Annotated in this window: 19 protein-coding genes; 8 read left to right on the forward strand and 11 right to left on the reverse strand. The window is 69.7% G+C overall.

What is annotated here, in order from left to right; translation table 11 throughout:
• The first annotated feature begins 14 nt into the window (after window positions 1-14).
• Window positions 15-770, forward strand: coding sequence for a sulfite exporter TauE/SafE family protein (locus tag ACTMTF_RS26440; RefSeq protein WP_441113088.1), 756 nt, complete (start codon window positions 15-17; stop codon window positions 768-770).
• Between the two features lie 30 nt (window positions 771-800).
• A complete protein-coding gene (locus ACTMTF_RS26445; RefSeq protein WP_189142088.1) occupies window positions 801-1,019 on the forward strand; it encodes a hypothetical protein in 219 nt (72 codons plus the stop codon).
• Here ACTMTF_RS26445 and ACTMTF_RS26450 read toward each other — a convergent pair whose 3' ends face one another.
• From ACTMTF_RS26450 to ACTMTF_RS26480, 7 genes are all read right to left on the reverse strand, one after another.
• Complete coding sequence (locus ACTMTF_RS26450; RefSeq protein WP_441113089.1) at window positions 1,020-1,853, reverse strand: NAD(P)H-binding protein; 834 nt, start codon at window positions 1,851-1,853, stop codon at window positions 1,020-1,022.
• Between the two features lie 28 nt (window positions 1,854-1,881).
• Entirely contained in the window at window positions 1,882-2,703 is an 822-nt protein-coding gene (locus ACTMTF_RS26455; RefSeq protein WP_397005816.1) for a Rieske 2Fe-2S domain-containing protein, read from the reverse strand.
• Between the two features lie 120 nt (window positions 2,704-2,823).
• Complete coding sequence (locus ACTMTF_RS26460; RefSeq protein ID WP_441113090.1) at window positions 2,824-3,435, reverse strand: HD domain-containing protein; 612 nt, start codon at window positions 3,433-3,435, stop codon at window positions 2,824-2,826.
• Between the two features lies 1 nt (window position 3,436).
• Entirely contained in the window at window positions 3,437-5,626 is a 2,190-nt protein-coding gene (locus tag ACTMTF_RS26465; protein ID WP_441113091.1) for a molybdopterin-dependent oxidoreductase, read from the reverse strand.
• A 100-nt stretch (window positions 5,627-5,726) separates the two neighbouring features.
• On the reverse strand, window positions 5,727-6,374 hold the full coding sequence (locus ACTMTF_RS26470) for a hypothetical protein (RefSeq protein ID WP_441113092.1): 648 nt from the start codon (window positions 6,372-6,374) through the stop codon (window positions 5,727-5,729).
• Window positions 6,375-6,590: a hypothetical protein gene (locus tag ACTMTF_RS26475; RefSeq protein ID WP_441113093.1), complete on the reverse strand. Its 216-nt coding sequence runs from the start codon at window positions 6,588-6,590 to the stop codon at window positions 6,375-6,377.
• Window positions 6,591-6,750: 160 nt separating this feature from the next.
• Entirely contained in the window at window positions 6,751-6,894 is a 144-nt protein-coding gene (locus tag ACTMTF_RS26480; protein WP_441113094.1) for a hypothetical protein, read from the reverse strand.
• A 328-nt stretch (window positions 6,895-7,222) separates the two neighbouring features.
• Between ACTMTF_RS26480 and ACTMTF_RS26485 the strand changes: the two genes are divergently transcribed.
• Both ACTMTF_RS26485 and ACTMTF_RS26490 read left to right on the forward strand, forming a co-directional pair.
• Complete coding sequence (locus ACTMTF_RS26485) at window positions 7,223-8,086, forward strand: helix-turn-helix domain-containing protein (RefSeq protein WP_397005804.1); 864 nt, start codon at window positions 7,223-7,225, stop codon at window positions 8,084-8,086.
• 55 nt (window positions 8,087-8,141) lie between these two features.
• Window positions 8,142-8,363 (forward strand): DUF397 domain-containing protein, encoded by a 222-nt coding sequence (locus ACTMTF_RS26490; protein WP_397005802.1) that lies wholly within the window; start codon window positions 8,142-8,144, stop codon window positions 8,361-8,363.
• Between the two features lie 121 nt (window positions 8,364-8,484).
• Here the strand turns inward: ACTMTF_RS26490 and ACTMTF_RS26495 are convergent, their stop codons facing one another.
• Both ACTMTF_RS26495 and ACTMTF_RS26500 read right to left on the reverse strand, forming a co-directional pair.
• The gene (locus ACTMTF_RS26495; RefSeq protein ID WP_441113095.1) at window positions 8,485-9,933 is read right to left on the reverse strand and encodes a catalase; all 1,449 of its coding nucleotides are present in this window, start codon (window positions 9,931-9,933) and stop codon (window positions 8,485-8,487) included.
• 11 nt (window positions 9,934-9,944) lie between these two features.
• Window positions 9,945-10,352 carry a Fur family transcriptional regulator gene (locus tag ACTMTF_RS26500; protein ID WP_441113096.1) on the reverse strand — a complete coding sequence of 136 codons (408 nt, stop codon included), beginning with the start codon at window positions 10,350-10,352 and terminating at the stop codon, window positions 9,945-9,947.
• Between the two features lie 167 nt (window positions 10,353-10,519).
• On the opposite strand from ACTMTF_RS26500, the gene ACTMTF_RS26505 reads away from it, so the two are divergent.
• From ACTMTF_RS26505 to ACTMTF_RS26515, 3 genes are all read left to right on the forward strand, one after another.
• Window positions 10,520-11,596 carry a CapA family protein gene (locus ACTMTF_RS26505; protein WP_441113097.1) on the forward strand — a complete coding sequence of 359 codons (1,077 nt, stop codon included), beginning with the start codon at window positions 10,520-10,522 and terminating at the stop codon, window positions 11,594-11,596.
• A gap of 19 nt (window positions 11,597-11,615) precedes the next feature.
• Complete coding sequence (locus ACTMTF_RS26510; RefSeq protein WP_441113098.1) at window positions 11,616-13,379, forward strand: SDR family oxidoreductase; 1,764 nt, start codon at window positions 11,616-11,618, stop codon at window positions 13,377-13,379.
• A 123-nt stretch (window positions 13,380-13,502) separates the two neighbouring features.
• Entirely contained in the window at window positions 13,503-14,072 is a 570-nt protein-coding gene (locus tag ACTMTF_RS26515) for a TetR/AcrR family transcriptional regulator (RefSeq protein ID WP_397005792.1), read from the forward strand.
• Here ACTMTF_RS26515 and ACTMTF_RS26520 read toward each other — a convergent pair.
• Window positions 14,069-14,401 (reverse strand): hypothetical protein, encoded by a 333-nt coding sequence (locus ACTMTF_RS26520; RefSeq protein ID WP_441113099.1) that lies wholly within the window; start codon window positions 14,399-14,401, stop codon window positions 14,069-14,071. The genes ACTMTF_RS26515 and ACTMTF_RS26520 overlap by 4 nt on opposite strands.
• 166 nt (window positions 14,402-14,567) lie before the next feature.
• Between ACTMTF_RS26520 and ACTMTF_RS26525 the strand changes: the two genes are divergently transcribed.
• Window positions 14,568-15,098, forward strand: coding sequence for a tetratricopeptide repeat protein (locus ACTMTF_RS26525; protein ID WP_441113100.1), 531 nt, complete (start codon window positions 14,568-14,570; stop codon window positions 15,096-15,098).
• A gap of 72 nt (window positions 15,099-15,170) precedes the next feature.
• Here ACTMTF_RS26525 and ACTMTF_RS26530 read toward each other — a convergent pair whose 3' ends face one another.
• Window positions 15,171-15,830 (reverse strand): hypothetical protein, encoded by a 660-nt coding sequence (locus ACTMTF_RS26530; RefSeq protein WP_441113101.1) that lies wholly within the window; start codon window positions 15,828-15,830, stop codon window positions 15,171-15,173.
• Window positions 15,831-15,842 lie beyond the last annotated feature (12 nt).

A 15,842-nucleotide genomic window follows, 5' to 3' on the forward strand; every position in this document is an offset into this window, starting at 1 on the left:
GTAAAGGGGTCAGAGTGACGGTCTGGGAGGCGCTCGCCGTGTGCGCGGCGGGGTTGGCGGCCGGGGCGATCAACGCGGTCGTCGGGTCCGGGTCGCTGATCACCTTCCCGACCTTGGTGGCCGTCGGCATCGACCCCGTGGTGGCCAACGTCTCCAACAACATCGGCCTGGTGCCGGGCTCGGTCACGGGCGCCTACGGTTACCGCGCCGAGCTGCGGGGGCAGCGTGACCGGCTGGTGCGGCTGGGCATGGGCTCGGCCTCGGGGGCGCTGATCGGCGGCATCCTCCTGCTCTATCTCGACCCGGACGTCTTCCAGGTGGTCGTGCCGGTGCTCATCGGCCTGGCCTGCGTGCTGGTCCTGATCCAGCCCAGGCTGAACGCGTGGCTCGCGGCCAGGCGTGAGCAGCCGCGCCCGCACGGCGGCGCGGCCCTGTGGCTGGGGGTCTTCGGGGCGGGGATCTACGGCGGGTACTTCGGCGCCGCCCAGGGCGTGCTGGTCGTCGGCCTGCTCGGCGCCTTCCTGGACGACGGCCTGCAACGGATGAACGCCGCCAAGAACGTGCTGGCGCTGCTGGTGAACGCGACCGCGGCCGTGCTGTTCCTGCTGATCGCCGACGTGGACTGGTGGGCGGTGCTCGCGGTGGCGGTGGGCGCGATGCTGGGCGGCTTCCTGGGCGCCAAGGTCGGCCGCCGCATCCCCGCGCCGGTGCTGCGGGGCGTCATCGTGTGCGTGGGCGTTGTGGCGATTTTCGCACTGGTGTACGGATAATTTCCGGCTCTTATGGGTATAAATCCGTGCATGAAGGGTGATCGGGTGGAGATCGTCATCGACGCGGGTGGCACCCCGCGCACCTACGAGGTCATAGCCACCCGCGCGGGCCGCCGCGTCGAGGTGGCCACCCGGCGAGGGCTGGTCGAGGTGAGCGAGGTCACCCGCAGCGGCACGGCCATCCGCACCGCCCGTTTCATGTCGAGCCGCATCCTCGCCCTGGTGGAGCACCCCGCCGACGAGAAATGATCAGCGGAAGTCGGCCGCGTGGTCCCGCGCCCACGCGCGGAAGGTCAGCGCCGGCCTGCCGAGCAGCTTCTCCACCGTGTCGGTGACCTCCTCGGGCGCGTCCACGAACGCCCCCCAGGCCGCCAGCGCCGTGTCCACGAACGCGGCGTCACCCCAGGCCGCCAGCAGCTGCTCCCGCGCCTCCCGCGGCGACTGCTCCTCCCAGCGGACCGCGCGCCCGACCGCCTCGCCGATGACGGCCACCTGCTCCGCCTGCGTCAGCCTCTCGGGCCCGCTCAGCTGGTACGCCGCCCCGCCGTGCCCGGCCGAGGTCAGCACGTGCACCGCCACGTCCGCGATGTCCTTCTCGTGGATCAGCGCCCTGGCGGCCTGCCCGTACGGCCACCGGACGACTCCCTGCTTGATCTGTTCGGCCCAGCCCAGGGTGTTGGCCGCGAAGCCGCCCGGCCGCAGGAACGTCCAGTTCAGGCCGGAGTGCCGGATGGACCGCTCGATCTCCTGGTGGAAGGTGACCGGCTCGTCGCTGTCGGGAACGTGGGCCGACAGGTAGACGACCCTGCGGGCGTGCTCGGCGATCAGGTCGATCACCGGTTGCGCGGCCCCCGCCTCGAACCCGGGCCAGAGCAGGAACACGGTCTCGACGTCCGCCAGCGCCGGCGCGACGGTCCCGGGCACGGTGAGGTCGCCCGTGGCCACCTCGACGCCCTCTGGCAGCGGCCCGGCCCGGCCGGGGTCGCGCACCAGGGCGCGGACGGGGACACCCCCCTCGGCGAGCGTGGTCACCAGATGCCTGCCCACATTGCCGGTCGCGCCGGTCACAAGAATTCTGTTCATGTGGCGACCGTAGGACCTCAACAAAGGTTCAGGTCAAGCTCGGCCGCACCTGGATCGTGCCGTCGCGCCGGACCCGGGTCTCGAAGGTGGGCGCCGGGGCGGTGGCGGGACCGTGCTTCACCGAGCCGTCCTCAAGTCTGAAGGTGCTGCCGTGCCAGGGGCAGACCACGCAGGGCTCGCCGTTCTCCATGACCAGCCTGCCCTGGTGGAGGGGGCCGGCCAGGTGCGGGCAGCGGTCGACGAGCACGGTCACGCCCTCGTTGTGCCGCAGCACGAACAACTGCAGATAGCCCAGCCGCCGCGAGACCGCCCGGCCCTCCGGCAGGTCCTTGTACAGGCACAGGTCGTGCCAGCCCAGCGGCACCAGGTGGGACACCTGGGGAGCGTGGTTGGACCCCGCGGCGAGCCGGTAAGCCAGATGGCCGCCCAGGTAGCCGCCCAGGCCGACCGCCGTGAGGCCGGCGTAGGAGAGCATGCGGCCGGCGCGCTGACGGCCCCGCACCCGTGACACCAGGGACGCGGAGAACAGGCCGAGCGCGGTCACGTTCGACAGCATGTGGACGAAGCCCACGCGCTGCTGCTCGCGGTGCAGCGACGACCAGTCGGTCACACCGGCCGCGGCGGTGGGCAGAGAGCTCAGTATCCCGGCGGCCAGCAGCACCCGGACGGCGCGGGGATCGGCTTTGGCCAGGTCGAGCAGGGCGGCGGACATCCAGCAGCCGAGGGTGACCCCGGCCAGGGGCGGGTGCAGGGGTTTGCCGGTCGGCACGCCGTGCAGCACGTCCCGCAGCAGACCCGGCCGGATACGCGCGCGTACGGCCTTGGCCAGCCCCATGATCGGCCTGTCCATGGACTTGGACCTTTCGAGCCGATCGGTCAGGTCGACCGGCCCCACGAAACGCCGCAAGTGCCGACGTCTCGCCCGAACTGTCTCTTTCACGACGAGTCCCCTACCCCAGCGATACGGGGGTCACTCGGGCAGGTGCCCGTTGGCCACGGACGACTCGACCAGTTCGCGGGCGTACGCTCCCAGGGAGGGTGAGCCCTCCGCGATGACCCGGACCTTCTCCCTGACCTGCGCCGCCGTCACCTTGAACAGCGGCCAGGTGCCGCCCTCGGTGTGGTGATTGGCCAGGATCGGCGCGAACCGGTCGATCGCCTTGGCGAACCTGGCCTCATCCGTCTCACGGGCCTCGAACTCGTCCCAGAGCGCCCGTAACCGCGCGCCCTGCTCGGCGGGCAGGATCGCGAAGATCCGGTCGGCGGCGGCCCGCTCGGCCTCGGCCTGCTCGGCCACCGCGACGGGGTCGTAGATGAAGGTGTCCCCGGCGTCGATCTCCACCAGGTCGTGCACGAGCAGCATGGCGATCACATGCTGGACATCGGTCCCCGGTGGGGCGTGCTCGCCCAGCACCATGGCCAGCGTGGCCGCATACCAGGAGTGCTCTGCGTCGTTCTCCCGTCGCGAGCCGTCTATCAGGAGGTTGCGGCGGATGATCCGCTTCAACTTGTCGATCTCGACGGCGAAGGCGATCTGGGTGGTCAGGCGGTCCTCTTCTGGCACGATAGTCACGCGCGACACCCTAATGTGCGGTGATCATACCGGTTGGCGAAATACTCACCGGAACTCCGTTGAACACTGCGTTACCAGACGGTATGTCGATGGCGGACTCGTCGGTGAGCGCGTTGACGCTGACCCCCGCGTGCGCGGCCGCCACCGCCTGCGCGCTGCCCGCGTGTCCCCACCCGTGCGGCAGGCTCACCACGCCGGGCATGATCGTGTCGGTCGGCTCCAGCGCCACCGTGAGCTCGCCCTTGGCCGACCGGACCACGGCCTCGCCGGACAGCCCGAGCCGGGCCACGTCGGCCGGGTGGATCTGCAGCGTGCACGTGTTGCTGCCGCCGACCAGCGCGCGCACGTTGTGCATCCAGCTGTTGTTGGAGCGCAGGTGCCGCCGCCCGATCAGGACGATCTCCGGCGGCTCCTCCTCCAGCCGGGCACGCAGCCGCTCCACGTCCTCGATGAGCTGCGGCGGCGCCAGCTCGACCAGCCCCGAGGCGGTCCTCAGCACCTCGGGCAGCCGCGGCCGCAGCGGTCCCAGGTCGAGACCGTGCGGATTGTCGAGGAGCTTGCGCAGCGACAGGTCGCCCTTGCCGGCCCACTCGCCGTAGGGGCCGAGCTTGAGCATGAGGTCGAGCCGCAGCTCGGCGCCCGTGCGCCCGTCGAGCGCCGCGCGCAGCTCGGCCACCTCGCGCCCCTCGACGCCCGAGCCGGGCGTCTCCACGGCCTTGGCGAGCAGCTGACCGATCAGGAACTCGTCCAGGTCGCCCTCCAGCCCAGAGGCGATCATGGTCAGCCTGGCCAGGATCTGCGCCTCGGACGGCTGCCCGTCCAGCGGGAGCAGGGGCGGCGAGTAGCGGGTGTAGTTGCGCACCGCGAGCCCGAGCAGCGCGAAGTCGTAATGACCCGCCTGCAGCACCCGCGGCGGCGGCAGGATGACGTCGGCGTGCTTGGTGGTCTCGTTCAGGTACGGGTCCACGCACACCATGAAGTCGAGCCCTGCGAACGCCCGGTCCAGCCGGTCCCCGTGCGGCGCCGACAGCACCGGGTTGCCCGCCACCGTGACCATGAACCTGATCTGGCCGTCGCCCGGCGTCTCGATCTCGTCGGCCAGCGTCGCCACTGGCAACTCGCCGTTCGCCTCCGGCAGCCCCCGCACCCGGCTCTTCCACCGCCCCACCGTGTACGGCCGGCGCCGGCCGCCGGACTCGGTGGCGGGCTTGGCGAACATGGCCCCGCCGGGTCTGTCGAGGTTGCCGGTGAGCACGTTCAGCACGTCCACCAGCCACTGGGCCAGCGTGCCGAACTCGGTCGTACAGGTGCCGATGCGGGCGTAGACGGCCGCCGTCCTGGCTCCCGCGAGCTCGCGCGCCAGCCGTACGATCACCTCGGCCGGCACGCCCGTGCGGCGGGCCACCACGTCGGGCGGGAAGTGCTTGGCGGCCTCGCGCACCTGGTCGAGCCCGTTGACCGGGCCGGAGACGCGGGTCAGGTCCTCGGCGAACAGCGTGTGCACGAGGCCGAACAGCAGATAGGCGTCCGTGCCGGGCCGGACGAACACGTGCTCGTCGGCCAGCCGCGCGGTCCTGGTGCGGCGCGGATCGACCACGACCAGCCTGCCGCCCCGCTCGCGCAGCGCCCTGAGCCTGCCGGGGAAGTCAGGGGCGGTGCAGAGCGAGCCGTTGGACTCCAGGGGGTTGGCGCCCAGCATCAGCAGGAAGTCGGTGCGGTCCAGGTCGGGCACCGGGATGGCGAGCGGATGGCCGAACATCAGCCCGCTGGCCACGTGCTTGGGCATCTGGTCGGCGGTGCTGGCGGAGAAGATGTTGCGGGTGCCCAGCGCCCTGATCAGCGGCGCGCCGTACAGCGCTCCCGCCATCGTGTGCGCGCTGGGGTTGCCCAGGTAGATGCCGGTCGACTGGCGGCCGTGCCGCGCCACGACCTGGTCGAGGCCCCGCTTGACGGCGGCGAACGCCTCGTCCCAGCCGACCTCCCGCCACAGGTCGCCCTCCCTGACCAGCGGCCTGCTCAGGCGGTCGGGGTCCTCGTCCAGCTTGCCGAGGCTCGCGCCCTTGGGGCAGATGAAGCCCTTGCTGAACGGGTCGTCCTGGTCGCCCCGCACGCTCGTCACGTGCCCGCCGTCGTCGAGAATCAGCGTCAGGCCGCAGACGGCTTCGCACAGGGGACAGGTCCTGTGGACGGTCGAGGTCATCGCCACTCCTGAGTTCGTCCGAGGAACTCATCTTGAACCGTACGACCCGCAGGGGGAAGCCCCGGAGCCCCCGCGGTCTCCGGGGCTCGCGCGCAGGCCCCTAGCCCAGTTGCGGAAGGACCAGGGTCCCGCGCAGATCAGGCGGTTCCTCAAGCTCGGACCGCAGCGCGACCCAGGCTCGCCTGCCGTAGAGCCGGTCCAGACCGGGGGAGGCGGTGCCGGCGACCTCGTCCCGCCGGACGATCTCCACGATCACCAGGTTGGCCCGCTGCTGGTGGCGGTAGACGTGGGAGCTCCTGGACCAGCAGGCCGCGGCGATCTCCTCGCTGTAGGCCTCGAACTCCTCGGCGCTGATGCCGGCCCTCGTCAGGATCAGTGCCTTCTCGCCCGTGTGGGTCGGCGTGATCCACAGCACTAGGGGGATCCGGCCGGCCCTGGTGTGCATCGTGGTCTCCAGGCAGACCCGCTGCAGCCGGTGCCTGGAGATCACGCACCATATGTGCGCCATGACCCAGTTGCGGCCCGTCCTGGTCACGGCCGGCGCCGAGACCGCGCTGCTCACCAGGATGAACGGCAGCCACGCGCCCTGCCGGGTCGCGCTCAGCAAGGTCATGGCGACCAGAACGAGTGCCGCCACCAGCAGTAACTCGGTACGGATCCGCCAGAGCCGGACGATCGGCCCCGAGCCGCCGGCCGCGGGCAGGTCCTCGTTGGCCGGGTACATCTGGTTCCGTGGGTTCCTCGACACTCAGGACACCTCCTCCGGCACTCGGCGACCGAGCTTGAGCTGGTCGAAGCGGGGGTCACGGTAGTGGCGGGCGCCGAAGCCGGCGCGCGTCACGGTCCAGCCCCTACGGCAGGCGAACTCGTCGGGTTCCAGGCAGATGTCCCGGTCGGCGCGAGCGATGAGATCCTGGATCCAGGACTTGATTCGACTGAGTCTCTTGGTACCTTGTGAGTACATAGAAGACCCCTTTCGCGGCATTATTCGAGGTGGCTTCTTTCGCCGGACTGCAGGCCGACGGCCGCTTTCGTCGCAGGGTGGCAGCCCTTTGACGCGACGAGCGGGGTCGGTCTCGGTCCGGCTCTCAGGTGCTCGAACGAGCGACGGTCGCGGTGGTTCTTCAGCTGAGTGAGAGATCCTTCCGGCAGGTGGCCTCCCTGGGGTAGTCGTTCAGATCCGGGACGGCGACGTTGCCGGTGTGGCGGCCCGAGTGGCCGCTCGCGATGATGGGCGGAAGGTCCGATATGAGGGGCCGCGTCATCATCCTTCGGCCTCCTCTTCCCCCGGTGCCTTCCTGGTGTCGATCGTCCCCCGCGGTCATCTGTGCTGCAATACCTTGCGGAAGAAAGATTCTGTTTTCTTAACATGTTGTTCATGCCCTTGCGGAGCATGTTTACATGCAACTTGCACGCAACTGCGTGCGCCCCGGAGCTCTGCTTGCTCCTAGGCTCTCCCCGTGTCAGCCTTCTGGCAAGCCCTGGTGCCACTACACGTGCAAGTTGCAGTGTAAGATTGGGTGAACGGCCCAAAACCGCGGGCTCGAAACGATCCCTTCCGGCTACACCTCCATTTCCGGCAAGGAGAGGTCGACGGTGCCATCGAAGCAGGGCAGTCCCACTGTCCGCAGGCTCAGGCTCGGCCAGGAGTTGCGCCTCCTGCGTGAGCGACGCAAGCTGACCGGAGCCAAGGCCGCCGGCGAGCTCGGCTGGTCGCCGAGCAAGATCAGCAGGATCGAGGCGGCCAAGACCATGCCGGTCGCCGACGACATCAAGGCGATGGCCACGCTCTATCGCATCGACAGTGACAAACTTGACGAACTCTTCGGCCTGTTGCGTGACGCGGACCAGCGCGGGTGGTGGGAAGATTACGAAGACACCCTGCCCGGGGAGTACACAAGATTCCTCGGGCTGGAGGCGGAGGCCACATTCCAGCGCAACTGGGAACCCCAGGTCGTGCCTGGCCTCCTGCAGACCGAGGACTATGCGCGGGAGGTCATCCTTGCGACCCGCGGCATCGCCCGGATCACCCACAGCGGCGTCCGCAGTCGTGTCGAGGCACGCCTCGATCGGCAGCGGCGTGTCCTGCACAGAGCCGATCCATCTCGGTTGACCGTGGTGCTGGACGAGTCGGCGCTCATGCGCCGCTTCGGCGAGCCCGCGGTGATGCGCGAGCAGATGGAGCATCTCCTGGAGGTCTCCCTCCTGCCGCACGTCAGCGTCCAGGTGTTGACTTTGGAGGCACTCCATCCGGTCAACACGGGTGCGTTCATCCATCTGAAGTTCGCGGCATTCGACGATGTTGTGTATCTGGAGCAGTTGTACACTGCTGACTTTGTCGAAGATCTCGAACGTGTAGCGGGATATGAGACCGCCTATGATCATATGCGGTCGGAAGCGCTGGACGAGGATGAATCACGCGTCCTTATCCAGCGTAAAGCAATGCTATGGCGACGTTGATTTAACATAGGCACGATAAGGGGCAATGGCGCCCCTTTACCCATTTGGGGAGAAAATGCAGATCGACACCACAGCGGCTTGGCAGAAGAGCAGCTTCTGCAATGGCGCAGCCACCTGCGTCGAGGTTGCCCCGCTGGCAAACGGCAGTGTCGCAGTGAGGGACGGCAAGGAGCAGGACGGCCCCGTGCTCGTGTTCACCCCGGAGGAGTGGGCCGCCTTCACCGCCGGGGTCCGTGAGGGCGAGTTCGACCTGACCGCGCTCACACCCAGCCTTTGACGAACGGCTCCGGCTGATCGCGTCAGCGAAAACACGGTCGTATCCGTACGGAAATCGATAAATATATAAAAACGGCCCGTGTTCCAGAAATATGGAACACGGGCCGTTTTTCCTGGCGTGGTCAGGCGAGGCCGAGGCCCTGGCTGACGCTGTGGCCGAGGTCCTTGTGGATGTTGGTCCAGTACTCCACGACCCGCTTCTTCATGTCGTCCGTCACCTCGGGGGCCGAGGCGTGGCCGACGATGTTGCTCACCATGTGGGCGCGGTCGGTGTCCGACAGCACGTTCTCCCACAGGGCGCGCGGCTGGGCGTAGTCGTCGTCCTCGGCGTGCCTGCCGGCCGCGGCGCGGATGAGGTCACCCGTGACGTGGTAGTGCTCACCCTCGTACAGCGACGGGTCGGCCGTGGGTCCGCCGAAGCTGTTGGGGGTGTAGATCGGGTCCTGCGGGTTGGTGTAGGCCATCGGGCCGTCGACGTTGTAGCTGTGGACGGGCGACTTCGGCTGGTTGATCGGCAGCTGCAGGTAATTGGGGCCGATGCGGTAGCGGTGGGCGTCCGGATAGGAGAACAGCCGGCCCTGGAGCATCTTGTCCGGGGACGGGCCGATGCCGGGCACCATGTTGGCCGGCTCGAAGCTCGACTGCTCGACCTCGGCGAAGTAGTTGACCGGGTTGCGGTTAAGGGTGAACCGGCCGATCGTGATCTCGGGGTAGTCGCTGTGCGGCCACACCTTGGTCAGGTCGAACGGGTTGAACCGGTAGTCCGCGGCGGCCTCGAACGGCATGACCTGCACGTTGACCGTCCAGGACGGGTGGTCGCCCTGCTTGATCGCGTTGAACAGGTCACGCGTGTGGTAGTCGGCGTCCGTGGCGGTCAGCGCGGCGGCCTCGGCGGCGGTGAAGTTCTGGATGCCCTGGTCGGTCTTGAAGTGGTACTTCACCCAGAACTTCTCGCCGGCGGCGTTGTACCACAGGAAGGTGTGGGAGCCGAAGCCGTGCATGTGCCGCCAGCTCGCGGGGGTGCCGCGGTCGGTCATCAGGAAGGAGACCTGGTGGGCGGACTCGGGCTGGAGCGTCCAGAAGTCCCACTGGTTGTTGTGGTCGTGCAGGTGGTTGTCGGCGCGTCGCTTCTGGGTGTGGATGAAGTCGGAGAACTTCTGCGGGTCGCGGATGAAGAAGATCGGCGTGTTGTTGCCGACGATGTCGTAGTTGCCCTCTTCGGTGTAGAACTTGATCGCGAAGCCACGCGGGTCGCGGGCCGTGTCGGCGCTGCCGAGCTCGCCCGCCACGGTGGAGAAGCGCACGAAGAGCGGGGTCTCCTTGCCCTTCTGGAACAGCCCGGCCTTGGTGAACTGGCTGACATCCTCGGTGATCCGCAGGATGCCGTGGGCGCCTCCGCCCTTGGCGTGCACGACGCGCTCGGGAACGCGCTCGCGGTTGAAATGCGCCATCTTCTGGATCAGGTAGTGATCCTGAAGGAGCAGGGGGCCGTTCGGGCCGACGGAGAGCGAGTGGTGGTCACTCGGGGCGGGAACGCCCGAATCGTCGGTGGTGATAGGCCTGTTGGTCATAGTCGCGATCCTCATCTTTGACAGCTCGGGCACACGCCCCAGAACGTGATGTCGGCTTCGTCCACGAGGTAGCCGGCGGACTCGACGGGATCGAGACAGGGGGCGACCCCTGTCACGCAGTCGACGTCCGTCACGGTGCCGCACCGCCTGCAGACGAGGTGGTGGTGGTTGTCGCCCACCCGGGCCTCGTAGCGGGCAGGGCTGCCCATCGGCTCGATCTTCCGGAGAAGACCGGCGCGGTGCATCGCATGCAGCGAGTCGTAGACGGCCTGCAGGGACACCTGGCCCACGCGCTCGCGCACGCCGCGGCAGACGGCGTCCACGTCGAGGTGGTCGCCGGCACGCACGGTCCGCATGATCGCCAGCCGTGCCGCGGTCACTCGCAGCCCGGCGTGACGCAGCAGGTCAGCGTCTCCCATGGACCCCAACCTAGGCCCTAAACCTGAATGCTTCAAGTTTGAGAACCACTCCAGTCTGTGTGTCGCCACTCCCGGCCAGCTGGGAGGACATAGGGGGACAGACACCAATCGGTCGCACATGGCATGCTCGGTCCCTGAAAGTGTGAATCGAGCTGAAATGGCGACCGATGAAACTCCCCCATGCCCTCGCGGTGATGGCTGTCGCCGCCTCCCTCATCGCCTGTTCAGCCACCGAATCCCCGGCACCCGAGCGTGAACGGCAGGCCGGCGCCGCCAAGGCCAGCCCCTCCACCTCCGCCACCCCCGAGCGGCGGCCGTACACGATCTCCTTCGGCGGGGACGTGCACTTCGAGGGGATGCTCCGCCCCAAGCTCGCCGACCCGCGCACGGCGCTCGGGCCGATCGCCGGCGTGCTGCGCAAGGCCGACCTGGCGATGGTGAACCTGGAGACCGCGATCACCACCGGCGGCACCCCCGCCCCCGGCAAGCAGTTCACCTTCCGGGCGCCCCCCACCGCGCTGACCGCCCTCAAGGCCGCCGGGGTGGACGTGGTGTCGATGGCCAACAACCACGGCATGGACTACATGCAGACCGGGCTGGCCGACTCCTTAGCCGCGGGCAAGAAGGCCAGGTTCCCCGTGGTGGGCATCGGCGCCGACGAGGCCCAGGCGTACAAGCCGTACAGGAAGACCGTCAACGGCAACCGGGTGGCGATCATCGGCGCGACCCAGGTGATGGACAGCGAGTTCATCCAGGCCTGGACGGCCACCCCCGACCAGGGCGGGCTGGCCTCGGCCAAGAACGAGGCGCGCCTCATCAAGGAGGTACGCCGGGCGCGCAAGAACTCCGACACCGTGATCGTGCACCTGCACTGGGGCACCGAACTGCAGAAGTGCCCGAACCAGGCCCAGCTCTCCCTCGCCCCCAAGCTGGTCAGGGCCGGCGCCGACGTGGTGGTCGGCGGGCACGCGCATATCCTGCTCGGCGGCGGGTACCTCGACAACGCCTACATCCATTACGGCCTCGGAAACTTCGTCTTCTACAACTCCAACCCGGCGACCACCGGGCGGACCGGGGTGCTGACGCTCACCATCAACGGCCGCAAGGTGCTCAAGGACACCTGGACGCCGGCGACCATCCAGGGCGGCCTGCCGGTGCCGATGACCGGCGCGGCGCGGACCCAGGCCGTCGCCGACTGGAAGGCGTTGCGCTCCTGCGCGGGGCTGTCCGCCCGCCGCGGCTGATCGTCCACAGGGAGGTGCGATGCGCTGGGTACGGTCCCCCGACGCGCGGTCCCCTGGCGTGCGGTCCGGTGACGTGTGGACAGGTGACGTGCGGCTGGCCGTGGTCGAGGAGGGCGACCCGGACGATCCCACCATCGTGCTCGTGCACGGCTATCCCGACACCCACCGCGTCTGGGACGAGGTGGCCGCACGCCTGCGCGACCGCTTCCACGTCGTCCGCTACGACGTGCGCGGCGCCGGCGCCTCCTCCGCGCCGCGCGGACGCGACCACTACCACCTGGACCGGCTGACCGCCGACCTGGCCGCCGTGCTGGAGGCCGTCGGCAAGCCCCGGGTCCACCTGGTCGGCCACGACTGGGGCGCGATACAGGGCTGGGACGCGGTGGCCAGGCCGGGCCTCCGCGAGCGGGTCGCCTCCTTCACCTGCTTCGGCGGCCCTGGACCGGGCCAGTTCGGCCACTTCCTGCGGCACGGCAGGCGGCGCGAGGTCGCCGCGCAGCTGGCCAGATCCTGGTACATCGGCGTCTTCCAGCTTCCGGTCCTGCCCGAGCTGGCCTGGCGCACGGTCCTCCCGTGGGTGTTCGAGCGGACGCTGCGGTTCGCCGAAGGGCTCGAACCGCGCCCCGGGCATCCGGCCGCCACGCTCCGCGAGGACGCCGCCCACGGCGTTCAGCTCTACCGCGCCAACACGCTCACCGGGCGGCCCGCCGCCGAGCCGTACGTCGACGTGCCCGTACAACTCGTCGAATGCCGGCGCGACCCGTTCGTCACCCCCGCGCTGCTGCGGTCGCAGGTGCGGGGGGTGACGCGGCTCTGGCACCGCAGGGCCGACGCCGGGCACTGGGCGCAGCGCGGCGCCCCGGACCTGATCGCCAGAATGATCGGCGAGTTCGCCGAGCACATCGAGGGTGGAGAGGCGGCGAGGAGCTTGCGCGGCGCGAAGGTCGCACAGGGCCGCAAGGCGTTCGCGGACAGGCTGGTGGTGGTCACCGGCGCGGGCAGCGGCATCGGCCGCGCCACCGCGCGCGCCTTCGCCGCGCACGGGGCGGAGGTGATCTGCGCCGACCTCGACGCCGAGGCGGCGCGGCGCGCCGCCGACGACATCGCCGAGGACCTGGGAGGTACGGCACACGCGGCGCACCTCGATGTCGCCGACGCCGCGCGGATGGAGGCGTTCGCGGGAGACGTCCGGTCCCGGTACGGAGTGCCGGACATCGTGGTGAACAACGCCGGGAACGTGGTCGCCGGAGGCTTCCTCGACCACACCCTGGAGGACTGGCACCGGGCCGTCGACGTGAACCTGTGGGGCGTGATCCACGGCTGCCGGCTCTTCGCCGCCCAGATGGTCGAGCGCGGCGAGGGCGGCCACATCGTGAACATCGCCTCCCTGGGCGCGTTCACCCCGTCGCGGGCCCTGCCCGCCTACTCGGTCGCCAAGGCGGGGGTGAAGATGCTCAGCGACTGCCTCAGGGCCGAACTCGCCGGCCACGGGATCGGGGTGAGCGCCATCTGCCCCGGCTTCGTGTCCACCTCCATCGCCCGCAACGCCACCTACGTGGGCACCGCCTCCCGCAAGCTGTCGGAGGAGGCCGTCCGGCGGCGCGGCTACCCGCCGGAGCGCGTCGCCGCGCACATCCTGCGAGCCGTGCACCGTAACGAGGCCGTCGTGCCGGTCAACCTCGAAGGGAAGATCGGCTACGCGCTGTCCAGGATCTCGCCCACGGTGGCGCGCGGCCTGGCCAGGTTGGCGGCCTTCCCGGGAAATCCGCGCATTCCCAGGTAACGATCGGGCCCATGGGGGGAAGATGGGCCTGTGTCCTCGCCGCAAGTTGAACAGATCTGTGCGCAGCCCAAACCGCTGCGGCGCCAGCCCACACAGCGCCGCAGCGCCCGTCGGGTCGAGCGGATGCTCGACGCCTGCGCCGAGCTCCTCGACGAGATCGGCTACGAATCGCTGTCCACCACGCGCATCGCGGGCCGAGCCGGCGTCGCGATCGGCTCGGTCTACCAGTTCTTCCCGGACAAACGTGCCATCACCCAGGAGCTGACCAGGCGCAACGTCGAGCAGTTCGTCTCCAGGGTCGGGCGCAGGTTCATGGAGGAGGACTACACGGGGTGGTGGGAGGCCGTCGACGCGATCATCGACGAGTACGTCGACATGCACCGCACCGTGCCGGGCTTCAAGAGCCTGCACTTCGGTGACGCCGTCGACCTCAACCTGCTCGACTCCGACTCCGACAACAACGCCGTGATCGCCGGACGGCTGCGCGGGCTGCTGCTCAGTGAGTACGGCCTGGCCGACAGCCATGAGCTGGACGTGGCGGTGCTGGTGGCCGTGGAGGCCGGGGACGCGGTGCTCAAGCTGGCCTTCCGCCACGACCCGGACGGCTCACCGGAGATCGTCGACGCGGCCAAGCAGCTCGTGCGCGGCTTCCTGGCCCGCCAGCTCAAGTCCTGGACCCCCCAGGCGAGTTAGCCGCCCCGAGTGGATCCGGCTCCGCCGGGCCGCCCCCGGTCGGCGTGCCGTCCGGCCCGGCGCTCGTCCGGTTCGAGCGCCGCGGCCGGAGGCTGCCGCTGAAGCTGCTTCGGCGGGCCGGGCGGGCGCAGGCAGCGGATCGGGATCGACACCGTCCGGACCCCTCTCGCCTCGCGGGCCTCCAGTCTCGCCTCCAGCGCGCGCAGGCTCCGCTCGGCCGACTCGATGGCCTCCAGGCGGGCGGAGACATAACCGGCGAGACCGGGAATGACGGCCGAGGCGACGACCGCGCAAGCCAGTGTGAAGGCCATCTGCTTGGACGATCCCATCCCAGCCCCTCTCGCCCGCCGCCGGTGAGCATCGGTTATATGCCCGGTGACGTGCGAAGATAAGCGGACGGTGAGCAGGCTTGGACAACGCGTTGCCATGCCGGCGCGGGATCGGCGATGTGGATTGACGGGGCAAAACCGCACCGCGCTCGGTAGTCTCCAGGTTGTGGCGCATGTGACCCGTGAGCACCTTGATCGCCTGCTTGAGCAGGCGCTGCTGGCCGACGACCACAGCTCGTTGGCCAGACGGCTGTACGACGTGGCGCTCGGCTACTCCACCGGCGACGTTTCCAGGGCATCGATCCTGGTTCAGGCCGCCGAGGAGTGGAGAGCCGCCGGGCAGCCCGCGCGGGCGCTGGAGTGTTTCCAGCGCGCGCTCGAAGACGGTGGAGACCCTGGCTTCGACCCGCGTGCCGGCATCGCCGACACGCTCTTCGAGCTCGACCGGCACGACGAGGCGAGGCAGGTCATCGAGACCATCCGCGCCGAGGGCGAGGTCTCGTCGGCGACCGCGCACAGCATCGCCGAGACCCTGGTCGCCTATGGAGACCTGCGCGCGGGGCACGAGTGGGTGACTCAGGCCGTGCTGTCGTGCGACAAGGACGACCCCGAGCACCTGGCCATGCTGCGCACCCGCTACCGCATCCGGGTCGACCTGGGGCTGCCCGAGGACGAGCTCGACGCGCTGATCTCGTGAGCGGCGCCGGGTGACACCGGGGTGACAGGGGTGCGGCCCTGTCACCCGCGGCTGACGCCTGCCGTGACGGCCTCAGTTCATGCCGAGGCCGGGCAGGAGGTCCGTGAGGCCGGTGAGGCCGCTCAGTGAGTCGTGCGCGTCCGGCAGCCGGCTGCCGTGGGTCAGCCCGTCGACCGTGGTGGGCACCTGCGGCAGGGTCCGGTCGATGAGGTCGTTCTTGATCTCGTTGACCGGCGCGGGCATGTCGAGCGGTGCCTCCATGCCGTCGCCGGCCACCTTGGCGGGATCGGGCAGGTTGCCGAGGGTCATTCCGACGGGCAGGTCGGACACGCCCGGGAACTCCGGCAGGCTTGGCAGGTCCGGGACGTCAGGGAGCTTGGCGAGACTCGGCAGGCCGCCGGGCCGGGCCGGAGCGCTCGACGTCAGCGCGGGCATGCCGGAAGTCGCGGCGATGCCCCCCAGATCCGTCAGGCCCATCGCGGATCGCGCGGAGGCGAGCCCGGTCAGGCCGAGGCGCTGGGCCATTCTCGCCGTGCCGGTGGTCAGCTCGTCGGTCTGCGAGGTGAGGAGCCGGCTGCCGCCGATCGAGCCGTCGTCCAGGCGGATCTTGCGGAGGTCGTCGCAGAGCGTCGCCGTCGTCCCGGCGCGCACGGTCGTCGGCTTGGTACGGCACTCGTCCGCCGCCACGGGGCCCGCCCCGAGCCAGGTGACCCCCGCGGTCAGAGTGACCATGGCAAGGATGCT

Origin of the sequence: Nonomuraea sp. ZG12 (assembly GCF_052068115.1) — a bacterium.
GTDB lineage: Bacteria > Actinomycetota > Actinomycetes > Streptosporangiales > Streptosporangiaceae > Nonomuraea.

Bases quoted from the DNA above. Each gene is read 5' to 3' on its own strand.
- ACTMTF_RS26505 (WP_441113097.1), top strand. From the start codon at position 10,520: ATGAAACTCCCCCATGCCCTCGCGGTGATGGCTGTCGCCGCCTCCCTC.
- ACTMTF_RS26445 (WP_189142088.1), top strand. From the start codon at position 801: ATGAAGGGTGATCGGGTGGAGATCGTCATCGACGCGGGTGGCACCCCG.
- ACTMTF_RS26520 (WP_441113099.1), bottom strand. From the start codon at position 14,401: ATGGGATCGTCCAAGCAGATGGCCTTCACACTGGCTTGCGCGGTCGTC.
- ACTMTF_RS26530 (WP_441113101.1), bottom strand. From the start codon at position 15,830: ATGGTCACTCTGACCGCGGGGGTCACCTGGCTCGGGGCGGGCCCCGTG.
- ACTMTF_RS26495 (WP_441113095.1), bottom strand. From the start codon at position 9,933: ATGACCAACAGGCCTATCACCACCGACGATTCGGGCGTTCCCGCCCCG.
- ACTMTF_RS26455 (WP_397005816.1), bottom strand. From the start codon at position 2,703: ATGGACAGGCCGATCATGGGGCTGGCCAAGGCCGTACGCGCGCGTATC.
- ACTMTF_RS26515 (WP_397005792.1), top strand. From the start codon at position 13,503: ATGCTCGACGCCTGCGCCGAGCTCCTCGACGAGATCGGCTACGAATCG.
- ACTMTF_RS26450 (WP_441113089.1), bottom strand. From the start codon at position 1,853: ATGAACAGAATTCTTGTGACCGGCGCGACCGGCAATGTGGGCAGGCAT.
- ACTMTF_RS26475 (WP_441113093.1), bottom strand. From the start codon at position 6,590: ATGTACTCACAAGGTACCAAGAGACTCAGTCGAATCAAGTCCTGGATC.
- ACTMTF_RS26510 (WP_441113098.1), top strand. From the start codon at position 11,616: ATGCGCTGGGTACGGTCCCCCGACGCGCGGTCCCCTGGCGTGCGGTCC.
- ACTMTF_RS26500 (WP_441113096.1), bottom strand. From the start codon at position 10,352: ATGGGAGACGCTGACCTGCTGCGTCACGCCGGGCTGCGAGTGACCGCG.
- ACTMTF_RS26490 (WP_397005802.1), top strand. From the start codon at position 8,142: ATGCAGATCGACACCACAGCGGCTTGGCAGAAGAGCAGCTTCTGCAAT.
- ACTMTF_RS26465 (WP_441113091.1), bottom strand. From the start codon at position 5,626: ATGACCTCGACCGTCCACAGGACCTGTCCCCTGTGCGAAGCCGTCTGC.
- ACTMTF_RS26480 (WP_441113094.1), bottom strand. From the start codon at position 6,894: ATGATGACGCGGCCCCTCATATCGGACCTTCCGCCCATCATCGCGAGC.